The 13,556-nt window shown below is 63.8% G+C and carries 12 protein-coding genes; 10 read left to right on the top strand and 2 right to left on the bottom strand.

Going from position 1 to position 13,556, the window contains the following annotated elements:
- The first annotated feature begins 288 nt into the window (after nt 1-288).
- From VFU66_RS08720 to VFU66_RS08750, 7 genes are all read left to right on the top strand, one after another.
- Complete coding sequence (locus tag VFU66_RS08720; RefSeq protein WP_414649399.1) at nt 289-966, top strand: RNA polymerase sigma factor; 678 nt, start codon at nt 289-291, stop codon at nt 964-966.
- Complete coding sequence (locus VFU66_RS08725; RefSeq protein ID WP_326445854.1) at nt 963-1,649, top strand: anti-sigma factor family protein; 687 nt, start codon at nt 963-965, stop codon at nt 1,647-1,649. The genes VFU66_RS08720 and VFU66_RS08725 overlap by 4 nt, the downstream gene beginning before the upstream one ends.
- Nucleotides 1,650-2,108: 459 nt before the next feature.
- Nucleotides 2,109-3,908 carry a tetratricopeptide repeat protein gene (locus VFU66_RS08730; protein WP_326445855.1) on the top strand — a complete coding sequence of 600 codons (1,800 nt, stop codon included), beginning with the start codon at nt 2,109-2,111 and terminating at the stop codon, nt 3,906-3,908.
- Between the two features lie 54 nt (nt 3,909-3,962).
- Nucleotides 3,963-4,760 carry a ribonuclease III gene (gene rnc, locus VFU66_RS08735; RefSeq protein ID WP_326445856.1) on the top strand — a complete coding sequence of 266 codons (798 nt, stop codon included), beginning with the start codon at nt 3,963-3,965 and terminating at the stop codon, nt 4,758-4,760.
- A complete protein-coding gene (lepB, locus tag VFU66_RS08740) occupies nt 4,757-5,548 on the top strand; it encodes a signal peptidase I (RefSeq protein ID WP_326445857.1) in 792 nt (263 codons plus the stop codon). The genes rnc and lepB (VFU66_RS08740) overlap by 4 nt, the downstream gene beginning before the upstream one ends.
- Before the next feature lie 195 nt (nt 5,549-5,743).
- Nucleotides 5,744-6,556, top strand: coding sequence for a signal peptidase I (gene lepB, locus VFU66_RS08745; protein WP_326445858.1), 813 nt, complete (start codon nt 5,744-5,746; stop codon nt 6,554-6,556).
- 332 nt (nt 6,557-6,888) lie between these two features.
- Nucleotides 6,889-8,619, top strand: coding sequence for an AsmA family protein (locus VFU66_RS08750; protein WP_326445859.1), 1,731 nt, complete (start codon nt 6,889-6,891; stop codon nt 8,617-8,619).
- Nucleotides 8,620-9,262: 643 nt separating this feature from the next.
- Here VFU66_RS08750 and VFU66_RS08755 read toward each other — a convergent pair.
- On the bottom strand, nt 9,263-11,119 hold the full coding sequence (locus VFU66_RS08755) for a M1 family aminopeptidase (protein ID WP_326445860.1): 1,857 nt from the start codon (nt 11,117-11,119) through the stop codon (nt 9,263-9,265).
- A complete protein-coding gene (gene rlmB, locus VFU66_RS08760) occupies nt 11,119-11,922 on the bottom strand; it encodes a 23S rRNA (guanosine(2251)-2'-O)-methyltransferase RlmB (protein ID WP_326445861.1) in 804 nt (267 codons plus the stop codon). The genes VFU66_RS08755 and rlmB overlap by 1 nt, the downstream gene beginning before the upstream one ends.
- Nucleotides 11,923-12,030: 108 nt before the next feature.
- On the opposite strand from rlmB, the gene VFU66_RS08765 reads away from it, so the two are divergent.
- Genes VFU66_RS08765 through VFU66_RS08775 form a run of 3 tightly spaced genes read left to right on the top strand, consistent with a single transcriptional unit; the run spans nt 12,031 to nt 13,549 of the window.
- A complete protein-coding gene (locus VFU66_RS08765) occupies nt 12,031-12,681 on the top strand; it encodes an RNA polymerase sigma factor (protein ID WP_326445862.1) in 651 nt (216 codons plus the stop codon).
- The gene (locus VFU66_RS08770) at nt 12,678-13,007 is read left to right on the top strand and encodes a hypothetical protein (protein ID WP_326445863.1); all 330 of its coding nucleotides are present in this window, start codon (nt 12,678-12,680) and stop codon (nt 13,005-13,007) included. The genes VFU66_RS08765 and VFU66_RS08770 overlap by 4 nt, the downstream gene beginning before the upstream one ends.
- On the top strand, nt 13,007-13,549 hold the full coding sequence (locus tag VFU66_RS08775; RefSeq protein ID WP_326445864.1) for a zinc ribbon domain-containing protein: 543 nt from the start codon (nt 13,007-13,009) through the stop codon (nt 13,547-13,549). Before VFU66_RS08770 ends, VFU66_RS08775 begins: the two co-directional genes overlap by 1 nt.
- Nucleotides 13,550-13,556 lie beyond the last annotated feature (7 nt).

Genomic DNA, 13,556 nt, shown 5'->3' on the forward strand with positions numbered 1-13,556 from the left:
GACCTCTTCCATGCCATGGAAGCGCGCTCCCAGCTGCGCCACAGGCCCACTCTTAGGGAAGGACTCTTCTATTCTCCAGCAGTGTGCGTCATTCGTCAAACCGCCCAGGGAACCTTTTGCTATCTGCCAGTGTCTAAACGAAATAGTGTGAGCGAGCACACGGCCGCCGGCGGCGCAGTTTCATCACCTCCGAGTGCTCCGCGACACCGGTTACTACGCCGTTATTTGCCACTTGTTGTTTCGAGGTCGTATTGTAGAGGGCACCCTAACATGCAGGCGGGCACACTCGTGGGAAACTTAGCCAGCGCGATTGGCATCACGACCGAAGACGCAGCACTCGTCGCCGACCTCAAGGCTGGCTCCGAAGAGGCATTCGCTATCCTCATCGCGCAATATCATCAGCCGCTCTATTCGCTGATTGCGCGCAGTCTCAACGACCCCGCCGACGCAGCCGACATCACGCAAGAGGTCTTCATCAAAGTCTTCCGCGGCATCGGCGGCTTCCATGGAGACGCCAGCCTGCGCACCTGGCTCTACCGCATCGCGCTCCGCGAAGCATCCAACCAGCGTCGCTGGTGGTCGCGCCACAAAAAGCAGGAGATCACCATCGACTCTCCCGCCGCGTCCGAAGACGACGACCGGCCGCTCAGTCTCGGCGCCACGCTCGCCGATGGCGCAGAGTCCCCCTTCGACCACGCCGCGCACGCTGAGACCCGCGCTCGCGTCGAAGCTGCCCTGCGCGAGCTGCCCGAAGCCTTCCGCACCGTCGTCATCCTGCGCGAGATCGAAGGCTTCAGCTACGACGAGATTGCCGACATCCTCAGCACCAACATCGGCACCGTCAAATCGCGTCTCACGCGCGGACGCTCCGCCCTCCGCGCGCTTCTGGCCGTAGGTGCCGCACATATAACCGGCAGGCCTGCTCCTTCCACAGGCTTCGAGGCATCCAAGGAGACAGCCGCATGACGACCTCTCCACACTGTGCTCGCATCCAATCTGCCTTCTCGGCTTATCTTGACGGCGCCGTCAGCGGCCACGAGATGCATGAAATTGCCCGGCATCTCGAAGTCTGCGACCCATGCACCGGCGAGTTCGCCGCGCTGCGCTCCATGCAGCAGTCGCTCGCCGCGCTCGGTCCCGCAAAGGCCCCCGCAGATCTCGGCATGAAGCTCCGCCTCGCCATTTCGCACGAGTTCGTTCGCAGGCAGTCAAGCTGGCGCGACGCTTTCAGCCTCAAGTGGGAGAACTCCATCCGCCCGTTGCTGGTGCAGGTCTCGGCGGGCTTTGCCGGTTCCGTGGTGCTGCTGGGCGGCATCATGCTGCTGCTCGGTATGATGGCTGCGCCCGAGCCCGTCATGGCCAACGACGGCGCGCTCGGCAGCATGACCGCGCCCCACTATCTCTACTCCGCCATCACGCCCGGAACCATCATCACCAATCAGGACTCGGTCATTGTTGTCGAGGCCTACGTCAACGAGCAAGGCCGCGTCTACGACTACAACATCGTCGCCGGCCAGGTCGATTCCTCGGTCCGCACCCAGATCGTGGACCAGCTCCTGTTGAGCGTCTTCCAGCCCGCCAGCGTCTTCGGCGCTCCGGTGCGCGGCCGCGTCGTCATGACGTTCTCCGGCATTTCCGTCCGCGCGTAGCCTTCGCTCCCAACCACGGTCATTCTGAGCGCAGCGAAGAATCCCCGCATTTTTCCGCAGACCCACAAACGCCCGGGTGCCCCTTCATCGCACTTTTGCGATGGGTAGAAAAGCACAAATCTCAACCAGCCGACTTTGCATTTCCATTCCGTACCCTGAGTGAAGCCGAAGGGGAAGGGATCTGCTGTTCCGTCCATCGCCACCAAATCACGTCATCCGACCAAAGCATAGGCCTTTGCCGCACCACCAAATCACGTCATCTCGACCGGAGGCGGCGCTTTTTGCCGCCGCAGTGGAGAGACCCCCGTATTCCCCTACAGCCAACGCAACCCATACAATCCACGAAGGCGAGCGGCCTCTCGGACCTGCCAATCCTGCAAGAAAGCACTGCTCTCACCTCAACCCGTTTGCCACCCGCCCCCTCGCTCTCTTAAACTTCAGAAGAACGTCGAACCTACCGTGCCCAATCCTGCTCCACCGCTGTCGCGCCCCACCCTCCGTGCTGCCTGCCTATGCCTCGCCGCCGCCGTACTCTTCGGCGGAGCCTCCACTTTTGCGCAGCAGGGCTCATCCTCCTCCAGTAGCAGCAGCGACACCCCGGCCACCGACACCACCCAGCCGGCGCCGCCGCGCATCGCGCAACCCCGCACCGCCGGTGCGTCCGTTACACTCGAGACCAGCGAACCCCTCTTCTATATAGCTGCTGCCCTCAACGCCTGCGGCTACGACGACGACCTCGCCGCCTCGGCCCCCATCCGCCTGAAGATTCGCGACGAGATCAACTCCGAGCTGACCGTCTCCGCCCAGGCCCGCGAGAGCCGCGACGCGCTTTGCGCCTATGTTCGCCAGCACACGCTCAACGATCGCGGCCTCAACCTCGCCCAGTACGTCTCGCTCGCGCTCTACCTCAGCCCACCGCCTGAACTGACCCCCACCGTCAGCCAGCTCGAGCTGCCGCCCGACTCCACCCAGGTCGTCAACATCCTCCCGCTGCTCCGCGCCTTCGCCGCCGACGTTCACCTCAACGCCCTCTGGGTCAACCATCACGCCGACTACGAGGCCCTCACCGCGCGCATTCACGACCCGCTCACGCGCATGGTCTTCAACACCAACGTCTACCTCGGCATGCCGGTCTCCAGCTACGTCGACCGCCGCTTCCTTGTTCTCATGGAGCCAATGCTCGCGCCCTCAGCCACCAACGCGCGCATCTACGGCAGCGACTATATCGTGGTCGTCTCGCCTGCCGGAGATCCACTCGGCGCGGTCCACATGAACGAGATCCGCCACACCTATCTGCACTACGAGATTGAGCCCCTGGTCTACTCCCGCGCCCAGGCCATGGACCGCCTCATGCCGCTGCTCAAGACCGTCCAGGACGCGCCCATCGAGTTCGCCTACAAATCCAACATCGCCTCGCTCATCACCGAGTGCCTCATCAAGGCGGTCGAGGCGCACATCATGGATGTCGGCCTCGCAAAGCCCGTGCGTCCCACCGGCTCCGGCCTCCGCGCCGCCGACATGATCGGCTACGACACGGCCATGTCCGCCTACAACCGCCGGGCCGAACAGACACGCCGCAACGCCGTCGATCTCGATATGCGCCAGGGCTGGGTTCTCACCGGCTATTTTTACGACAAGCTCGGCAACATGGAAAGGCAGTCCATCAGCCTCAAAGAGGACATCGGCGAGATGGTCTACGGCATGGACGTGGGCCGCGAGAGCCACGCCGCCCAGCAGATCGTCTTTCTGCCTTCAGGCACACAGGATGTTGTCCGCCGCGCGCCGCGCCAGTTGACCGGCATCCAGCTCGGTGAGATGAAGCTGCTCAAAGGCGACCTGCCCGGAGCCGAGGCCATCGCCAAGGCCGCGCTCGCCGACCCCAGCGCCGACCACGCCCAGGCCCACTACCTCATGGCCCGCGTCGATCTCATGCAGAGCGAGCCAGACGCCGCCATCACGGATTTTCAGGCCACGCTCCAGTCCTCGAAGGACCCCCGCACGCTCGCCTGGTCGCACATTTATCTCGGCCGCCTCTACGACGTCATGCCCGACCGCCAGAAAGCCATCGCCCAGTACCAGGCCGCCCTCACCGTGAGAGACTCCCAGCCGGACACCAAGGCCGCCGCCGAAGCGGGCCTCAAGCAGCCATTCTCCGCGCCGGGCATGAAGCCAGCCGACCAGTCCGACGACGACAACGCGCCGCTCGATCCCAGCGGCAAGGCGGAAAAGGACGCCTACCGCCCGCCGCCTCAGAAGTGACACTCTGCCGGGCAACCTGACTCCGGTACATTAATTTAAGCGCAGGGGGTCCGAGTGACGACGCGCCGCCAAAAAGCCGGACGAACGCCAGCAAGCGAGGCCACCTTCTTCGGCTATCGTTTCCAGCGCCCCAAGTTGCTCACCTGGGCGCTTACCCACCGTTCGCTCGCCTACGAAACCAAGCCCGAGACACTCCCCGACCCCACCTCCGACAACGAGCAGCTCGAGTTCGTCGGCGACGCCGTCCTCGGACTCGCCGTAGCCGAATCGCTCTTCCACCGTTTCCCATCCTCCCGCGAAGGCGAACTCACCCGCCTGCGCGCCTCGCTCGTCAGCCGTCGCCATCTCAGCGCCATTGCCGCCGAAATCGGCCTCGGCAACCTCCTGCTGCTCGGTCGCGGAGAAGAGCAGAGCGGAGGCCGTCGCAAGCCCGCCCTGCTCGCCAACGCGCTCGAAGCCGTCATCGCCGCGCTCTATCTCGATGGCGGCCTTCCCGCCGCCCGCGCCTTCATCGAAAAACACATCATCGAGCCCGCGCTTCCCGAGCTGAACCTCGCCATGCAGGCGTCCAGCACCTTCTCCGGAGCCATCGGCGATCACAAATCCGCGCTGCAGGAGCATCTCCAGGCCACCGGCTCCGGCCAACCCCACTACGTCCTCACCGCCCAGAGCGGCCCCGACCACCAGAAGCGTTTCCGTGTCGAGGTCCGCATCGCCGACGGCTCCGGCGGCACCATCCCGCTCGCCGAATCCGAAGGAACCACCAAGAAGCAGGCCCAGCAGGAGGCCGCCCGCATCGCCTTCCAGCGCCTCGTCGCCCAGAAGCACACAGGCATGGAGAAGACCCCGTGAACTCGCCCGCCGCCCAACCCGACGCGCCGCCGCAGCCGGTGTCGGTAGCCACGGCAAAGACCGGCGCGCTCCACACCATCCAATCTCTGCTCAACATCATCGTCGCGGCCATCTTCATCATCACCTTCATCGTGCAGCCCTTCCGCATTCCCTCCGGCTCCATGGAGCCCACGCTGCTCATCGGCGACTTCGTCCTCGTCACCAAGCTCGCTCCCTCCACCGACGCCTCGACCGGCATCCTTCCCTCCGGCCGCATCCATCGCGGCGACGTCATCGTCTTCTACTACCCCATCGACCCCTCGATGCACCTGGTCAAGCGCGTCATCGGCCTGCCCGGCGACCATCTCAAGCTCCGCGCCGGCCGCGTCTATATTAACGACCAGCCACTCGCCGAAGGCTACGCCGTCTACCGCCCCACTCCTCCAGACAACTTCCGCGACAACTTTCCCCGCCTCCAGAGCACCGACCCCGACATCGACTCCCGCTGGTGGATCCGTATGCGCAACCTCATCGACGACGGCGAGCTCATCATCCCCGCCGGCAACTACTTCGTCCTCGGCGACAACCGCAACGACAGCGAAGACAGCCGCTACTGGGGCTTCGTCCCGCGCGGCGACATCGTCGGCAAACCGCTCCTCATCTACTTCTCTCTCCGCGAAATCAGCGAAGACCCCGACCCGCTCGCCGCCACCGCCGACGCTGCCACCCCCCGCGGCCGCCATCCCGGCACGCTCGACCTGCTCACCAGCTTCGCCCGCTGGGGCCGCACCTTCCAGATCGTCCGCTGAAAATCAATCTGCACCGTCATTCTGAGCGAAGCGAAGAATCCCCGCATTGTTCTCATAGCCCCACAAACCGCCGGGTGCCCCATCTTCGCGACGGCCTTATCGTCGCCAAGGTGGGGTCGTAGCACAAATCCCAACCAGCCGCTTTTCATCCCGCCTGCATTCAGCGATACACTGTCCTCAGACACCGGAGAACGCATGAACCCCACCGAAACCGAGCAGGCACCCCAGGCGAAGAAAAAATCAGACCAGGCCGAAACACCTCTCGAATCGCTCGCCTCCATCTGCGCCGTGCTCGCGGTCTTCCTCTTCGTCACCACCTTCATCTTCCAGAACTTTGAAATTCCCTCCGGCTCCATGGAGAAGACGCTCCTCATCGGCGACCATGTCCTCGTCGATCGCATCGCCTTCGCTCCGCCCACCTCCTGGGCGCCGTTCGTCCACTACAGCCCGGTCCACCACAACGACATCATCGTCTTCTTCAAGCCCAACTCCGAGACCCCCGGCATGTTCCTCGTCAAACGAGCCATCGGCCTCCCGGGCGACCATCTTCATCTCAACAGAGGCGTCGTCTACCTCAACGGAGTCGCCCAGCATCTGCCGCAGGCACAGATGCCCGCCGATGACGACAACCCCCAGCACGCCTTCAACGCCTACCGCGACGACTTTCCCGCCGTCCCGCCCGGCCCGGACCTGCAATACGGCAACGTCACCGCGCTCTGGGCCAACGACATGCCCAACCACATTCAGGACGGCGACCTCGTCGTCCCTCCCAACTCCGTCTTCGCCATGGGCGACAACCGCACCGAGAGCCTCGACAGCCGTTTCTGGGGCTTCGCGCCGCGCGCCAACATCGTTGGCCGCCCCCTGTTCGTCTACTGGTCGTTCGAGACGCCCGCCGACCAGATGAACAAGCAGACCATCGGCGACCGCCTCGCCTTCATCGGCCACATCATCCTCCACTTCTTCACCGAAACCCGCTGGGACCGCACCCTGCACATCACCCGCTGAAGCCTTTAGTTTGCGTTTCCATTCCATAGCCTTATAGCGGATTACTCAAGGCTCTACCACTTCAGGAATTGTCATCCTGAGCGCAGGCGGCGTATTTTGCCGCCGAAGTCGAAGGACCTGCGGTTTCCAGCAGACACACCTTCCCGTAAAAAAGCTCGAAGGAACCTCTGATTGAGCCTCGTTTTGTTAAGGGCACGGCTTCAGAGCCTGTCCTGAGCGGAGTCGAAGGATGCCGTAAAGACTGCAAAATCTGCGCGGCTTTAGCCGCTGAGGTACGCTGGTAAGACATAATCAGGGCCTCCCTAATCTTGTCTTTCACCCACACACCGCCCATGCAACAAGCCGAACCCACTCCGAGCACCCGCGAAACCCCAAGCCGCCGCCGAGCCCGCCGCTTCCCCGGTGTGCTCTCCGTCGTGCTCGCGTTGCTCATCCTGCTCATGCTGGTGCTGCTGCCTCCATTCGTCAGCGTCAACCGCTTCCAGCGCCGCATCGCCTCCAGTCTCTCCCAAAGCCTCGGCCGCACCGTCCATCTCGACTCGGTCACGCTCACCCTGCTCCCGCTGCCCGGCTTCACCTTCACCAACTTCGTTGTCGATGAAGACCCCGCCTTCGGCTCCGAGCCCATCATCCGCGCCAACTCCGTCCGCGCCACACTCCGTCTCAGTTCGCTCTGGCGACGCCGCATCGAGTTCTCGACCATCAGCTTCGACCAGCCCAGCGTCAACCTCGTCCATCTCTCCAACGGCAAGTGGAACCTCAACACCATCCTCCTCCACGCCGCGCACATTCAGGCCGCGCCCACCGCGCAGCTCAAACCCGGCCCCACCCCGCGCTTTCCCTACATCGAAGCCACCGGCGCGCGCCTCAACCTCAAGCTCGACCAGGAAAAGACCCCCTACTCGCTCACCGACGCCGACTTCGCCCTCTGGCTCCCCGACCCCCAGGAGTGGCACCTCCGCCTCAAAGGCACCCCCGCCCGCACCGACACGGACGTCTCCGGCGCGGGCCTCATCCAGATCGAAGGCACCCTCGGCCGCGCCGCCTCCCTCGGCCAGGTCCCGCTCAACCTCCAGGGCGAGTGGAGCGAGGCACCCCTCGGCGAATCCACCCACCTCCTCTTCGGGCGCGACCTCAACGTCCGCGGCAACCTCGATCTCACCGCCACCATTCTGGGCACCGTCTCCGACAGCTCCATCCAGACCCGCCTCCGTCTCATCGACGCCCGCCGCGCCGACTTCATTCCGGATCATCTCTTGCAGGTCGATCTCGAATGTCTCGCCACCGCCGCCTCCGACTTCCACGCCTTCCGCAATCTGCGCTGCACCTGGCCGCCCATCTCCGTCTCCCGTCATCCCATGGTCGCTGCCTCGGGAGACATCCCCGACATCCGCGACCTCACCCAGACCACGATCGAGATCGGCACCCCCGGCATCCCTGCTGCCACGCTGCTCGACTGGCTCCGCATCGCCAGCTCCCGCATCCCGTCCAACCTCGCCGTCACCGGCAACCTCAGCGGCAGCCTCTCCTGGCATCCCATCCCCGACACCGCCTCGCACTGGGAAGGCGACCTCCTGCTCGCCGGAGCTGGCCTCATCAACCCAAAGGCCGGCCGCGCCTCGCTCGTCGCCAGCGATCTCTCCCTGCAATCCGTCGATGGCTTCGAAGAGGCAACCACCCAGCCGGAGCAGCCCAGCCGCCTTCGGAAAAACGTCAGCCTTTCCCTGCGCAGCAAGCAGGGTACGCCGCCGCTCGCTCCCGGATTCATCCTCACCCCCACCATGCTCGCCCTTGGCGGCAAGGAGCCGGCCATCCTCCAGGGCCACTTCGACGCGACCGGCTACACGCTCCATCTCACCGGTATGGCCTCCACCGCGCGCCTGCTCGCCCTCGCCGCGGCCATCCCGCAGTTCGGCGACGGCCTCGCAGCCGCCCTGCCCACCAACCGCGCCACCGGCCCCTACCGCATCGACCTCACTGCCACCCGCCACTGGCACGGCCCCCAGACCTGGACCGCCAACACACCCACTCCCGCCCCCGCCCACCACCCCGGCCACCGCTAAATCTTGAACGGCCATTCCGCATCAGCTCGTGCCGGACTATCCCTACAAGGAAAATGTCCTAAAACACGTCATCTCGACCGGAGTCGGCGCCCTTTGCCGCCGGAGTGGAGAGATCCCCGTATTTCCACCCTGTCAACCCCTCAAACCAACCCCAAACCCACCATCCCCTTGAAATACAGGCACATCGCCAACACCCAGCCATGGCGGGCCAGTTTCCCCCATCGCGTTAAAATAGAAACAGGAGCTAGAGAGGGTGCTGAAAAAGTCGGTTTAGCTCAAGGGCACGGCTTCAGCCATGCCGCTAACGCTGCAAATCGGTTCGCGTCGGGCTACACCTGTATGGGAAGTCCTCCAAAAAAGTCCGGCTCAGGCGCATTCGACCAGGCATCTCAAAGCTGTCATTCTGACCCTGAGCTTGCGAAGGGGAAGAATCCCTGCATTTCTCCTGTGGCGGCACCAGACCTGTCCCATTGGAATACTTCCCTGAAATCGATGTAAGTCAAATAAGATGAATATTTTACCCTGAAACCATCACCATTGAAGTAATAGAATCAATACTTTAGCAAGCATCTCAAATTGAAGTCCGAACCTAACTCCTTTGTTCGAAGGACTTTGCACAAAAATAGGGGGAGGGGGAGTGACCCTACCGAGCCACAATCTGCTTCGTATGCGACGAGGCCGTCACCTCCGGCACGCTGCCATCGTTGACGATCACCTCCTGAGGAGTGCTCGGAAACAGAATGCGAGTCGAGGCGTCCGATTGCCCTGCAATCCGCAACCGCTGCGTCATCGTCAGGTCGCCCGAGCGCACCGTCACCGGCACCTCAGCCGCCGCATAGCCGTTGTTCCGCACGTCCACCGACACCAGCCAGCTCGTCCCCTTCGCCGCCGTCTGTAGCAGCCGCGGCGTCACATCCGCAATTACCAGGTCCGGCAACCCCCGGTCCCGATACACCCAGTCATTGAAGAACCAGCGCAGGTCGCGGTGCGCACTCGCCTCCAGCACCCGCTCGAACGCCTCCGGGTCCTCATCGTCCTTACCGGCGCGCCGATAGGTCTGGAGCGCCTGCTTCAACGCCGCATCGCCCACAATCGACCGTAGCATCCAAAGCACCGCCGCAGCCTTCGTCCGGTAGTAGACCTCGCTGGTCGCATCAACCAGACTCTGCCCCACGGCAGTCGAGTCGTCCTTCACCACCGGCTCGGCCAGTGCCAGCGCATTCGCCTTGCTCTGAAGCTGAGCGATTGCCGCATCGCGCCCCTGCGTCTGCTCCAGCCAGAGCAGCGCCATAAACTCCGGCACGCCCTCATCCAGCCATTGCTGCGACGAGCGGAACCATATATGACCGAGCGAATGAACCAGCGCAGGAGCCAGCGCACCCGGCGTGGCCGCGCGCACCGGCGCAACCAGCAGAGCATCGTCCTCAAACGGCTGCCCAGCCTGGTCGATGATGTTCAGCATCGTCAGCGGCTCCGCTCCGAGCCAGTCCTTTAACAGAGGCGCTACCTTCGCCGCCGCCGCCGCGTAGTTCGGCAGCGCGTCGTAGTGGTCCGTTACCGCGCCAATCAGCGTGTCGTCGGTCACGGTCGCGGGCCGGTCCGTGACGAACAGGCTCAGCGGCCGAAAGCCCAGCGCCCGCGCCGCGAACTCAGCCGTCGCAATCCCCGGCGAGTCCACCACTGGAAGGTTCTTGTTCTCGCTGACGACGGTCAACTGCTCCCGCCTCCCGCAGAAGTACGCCGCGTCCGGAGGGTCGCCCACGTAAGCCACTGCCAGCCGCAGCCGCACGGTCGCCCCTGCCTGCGCCAGCCTGCTTTTTCCGACCGTCTGGAACAGCTTCGCGCCATCGCCCAGAAACACCGGCGCAGAGGCGACCGGATACCACAGCACGTCGCCGAAGCCGCGCAGCGCCGTCAACTCCGGCGAGATCCTGTCCCAGTCCGCCAGTGCGGCTTTGTCATCCGGAGCTCCGATCCGCTCCAGCCGGTTCGCTGACTGCTTCACATCACCAGCATAGAAGGCGGACAAACTCAGGCTCGCGCCCGGAGCCAGCGGCTCAGCGAGCGCAACGACAGCCTCGGACGCCTTGCCCGTATGGTCCAGATCGGTGTCGATCGTGTGCTCGATAAACGAAAGCTGTGAGATGCCCGAGGAAGCCTCCAGCCCGAAGCTCTGCCAGTGCAGCGATGAAGAGACCTGAAACACCAGCCGCGTCAAAGGCCGCGCGCCCGAGTTCCGCACCGTCAACCGCGCATGAACCGCAAGCCCGGCCTGCGCAGGAGTCAGATGCGCGTCCAGATCGTAAGCAGTAAAGGTTAGTGAGTTCCGCTCAACATCCGTGACCGCAACCGCGGGCTCCTTCTCCGCCGGAGCCGCAGTCTTCGCCGCAGCCGAAGCCTGATCGCGGCTGAAGAGCACCGTCCCCTGCTGCGGCTGGGGCTCCTGAGCAGGCAGACCCGACGCAATCGCAAACAGCAGCACACAAAACAGACAACGCATCAGGAGCCCAGCCCCTTCAGCTTCTTTGCCGGCTTTTTGACCGTTTCGACCGTCTGTCGCCGCTGCCGCATCGCCTCGTACATCACCACCGCCCCCGCAACCGATACATTCAGAGACGAAACCTGACCCGCCATCGGTATCCGCAGCAGATGGTCGCAGGTTTTCTTGACCAGATCGTGCAGTCCCGCGCCCTCGCGCCCCAGCACCAGCACGCAGTCCGTCCTGAAGTCGAAGTCCATATAGTCCGGCGTCCCGCGCTCGTCGAGTCCCAGCACCCAGATGTTCGCCCGCTTCATCTGTTCGAGCGACCGCACGAGGTTCGTAACCCGAGCGATACGAACATGTTCCGAGGCGCCAGCCGAAGTCTTCGCCACCGTCGCTGTTACCGGAGCCGACCGCCGCTCCGGCAGGATGACTCCATCCACCCCGGCCCCGTCTGCCGTCCGGAGCAGCGCGCCAAGATTGTGCGGGTCCTCGATGCCGTCGAGCGCCAGAAAGAACCTGTTTCCATTGGACCTGCCAGCGGATTCGGCATCGGATCTGGCTGCAAGCAGGTCTTCGATGCCCAGAAAGCTCCGCTCCCGCACCACGGCCAGGACGCCCTGATGCGCGTCGGTGCGGGCCAGCCGGGTCAGTTGCTCACGAGGCTCAAGCGCCACGCGGATGCCCGTCTCGCGGCAGAGCCCGATCAGCCGTTCCAGCCGCTCATCGCGGCGCTCGCGGGCGACACTCACATGGTCCAGGCGGCGCGCGCCCGACCGAATGGCCTCCTCAACAGGGTGGAGGCCGTAAAGAACGTCCATCCGTCCAGTTTACCGTGCAAAATGCCCGCCGAACGACGGCCTGGGCCGTAGAATAAGAGAAGCCGGGCAATGACCCCATCCATAACAAAACGAGTCTTTTTCGACCGGATGCGCGTCTCTAAGACTGTGCGTACTGCGTCCATCGCTGCCCCGGCTGTGCTCGCTCAGACCCAGAGCGAAAACGCGGCGATTGCCCGTGGCCTGAAGAGGCAGGACCCCGAACTGCTCGACCATCTCATCGAGCTGTACCAACATCGCCTGCTGCGCTATCTGCTCTTCCTGACCGGCAAGCGCGATGTAGCCGAAGACCTTTTTCAGGAGACGTGGATGCGTGTGCTGGTGCGCGGCGCGCAGTACAACGGCAAGGCCCGCTTCGACACCTGGCTGTTCACCATTGCGCGCAACCTGGTCATCGACCTCTCGCGCAAGCGCACCATGTCGAGCCTCGACGAGATGAGTGAGGGCGACGACGAGCGCCCGTTCGAGATTGCCATCTCCGATCCTTCACCGCTCGAGCACTTCCAGTCGCGCGAAGACTGCGCCGAGGTGGGCGAGGTTCTGCTGACGCTCGACTCGACCTACCGCGAAGTGCTGGTGCTACGGTTCTACGAAGAGCTTTCACTCGAAGAGATTGCGGGCGTGACACGTGCGCCCCTCTCCACGGTAAAATCGCGCCTGTATCGCGGACTCGCCGCCCTGAAGCCCGAGGTCGAAAAGATCCGCGCATCGCACAGCATCAAGGAGGCCGTTGCGCTATGAGCCAGGTTCCTATGCAGGATTGGGGTGCGCGAGCAGCCGTGGTCAACCGTACTCACCGCGTAGTGCGCGAGCGGGCGGAAAAGATGGCGGCGCGGCGCAGCCATGTGCGTGGCCTCGTGATTCCGGTCGTCGTTTCGTCGGCTCTGATTGGGATTCTGCTGACCGCGGTGTGGAACGTATTGTCGCAGTATGATGTGAACCCGATCGGCGTTCCGGATGCGAGCAACCAGCTCTTTGTCCTGCTGTTGTGGTTTCTGCCCGTCTCGATGACGTTGCTGGCGGTTGTCCTGTTTCGCCGTATTCGCAAGCGTGGTGAGGCTGCCTGATGATGTTCGGTGGACAAAGAGCGGACGAGACGCGAAGGGCGACGACTGGCGACGACCAGTTGAGCATGATCCCTGCGTGGTCGGTCGTGCTGGCCATCGTGGTCTTTGTCGCGATTCAGTATCTGTTTCACGGCGTCATGCCTCATCACAAGCATGAACTGCTGACCATGCGGCTGCTGGCGGGCTACTTCTGGGGAACGACGTTTGCCAGCTACGTCCTGCTGGTTGGCTATGTAAGCCGCGACGTCAAGCGCCGCCGGATGCCTGCCGGCCTGTGGATGCTGGTTGTGGTCGTGATGCCTGGAGGCATCGGCGCGGTGGTGTACTTCCTGCTTCGTCAGCCCATGCTGACGCCCTGCCCGCACTGCGGCACGGAGCTGGATGCGTCGGCGCACTTCTGTCCCCAATGCCAATTCCAGATGGCTCCTGTCTGCGGAAAGTGCTTCCGCGGCGTGCTCATCACGGATGTGTTCTGCAAGAACTGCGGACACGATCTGGCCGAGGACCAGGCGCCTGCGCGGCTGCGCGTATATAGTGACTAAGTCACTC

Origin of the sequence: Edaphobacter sp. (assembly GCF_035763405.1) — a bacterium.
Lineage (GTDB): Bacteria > Acidobacteriota > Terriglobia > Terriglobales > Acidobacteriaceae > Edaphobacter.

Coding starts and splice junctions, on each gene's coding strand:
- VFU66_RS08765 (WP_326445862.1), top strand. CDS start 12,031: ATGCGCGTCTCTAAGACTGTGCGTACTGCGTCCATCGCTGCCCCGGCT.
- VFU66_RS08775 (WP_326445864.1), top strand. CDS start 13,007: ATGATGTTCGGTGGACAAAGAGCGGACGAGACGCGAAGGGCGACGACT.
- lepB (WP_326445858.1), top strand. CDS start 5,744: ATGAACCCCACCGAAACCGAGCAGGCACCCCAGGCGAAGAAAAAATCA.
- rlmB (WP_326445861.1), bottom strand. CDS start 11,922: ATGGACGTTCTTTACGGCCTCCACCCTGTTGAGGAGGCCATTCGGTCG.
- VFU66_RS08770 (WP_326445863.1), top strand. CDS start 12,678: ATGAGCCAGGTTCCTATGCAGGATTGGGGTGCGCGAGCAGCCGTGGTC.
- VFU66_RS08755 (WP_326445860.1), bottom strand. CDS start 11,119: ATGCGTTGTCTGTTTTGTGTGCTGCTGTTTGCGATTGCGTCGGGTCTG.
- VFU66_RS08725 (WP_326445854.1), top strand. CDS start 963: ATGACGACCTCTCCACACTGTGCTCGCATCCAATCTGCCTTCTCGGCT.
- VFU66_RS08750 (WP_326445859.1), top strand. CDS start 6,889: ATGCAACAAGCCGAACCCACTCCGAGCACCCGCGAAACCCCAAGCCGC.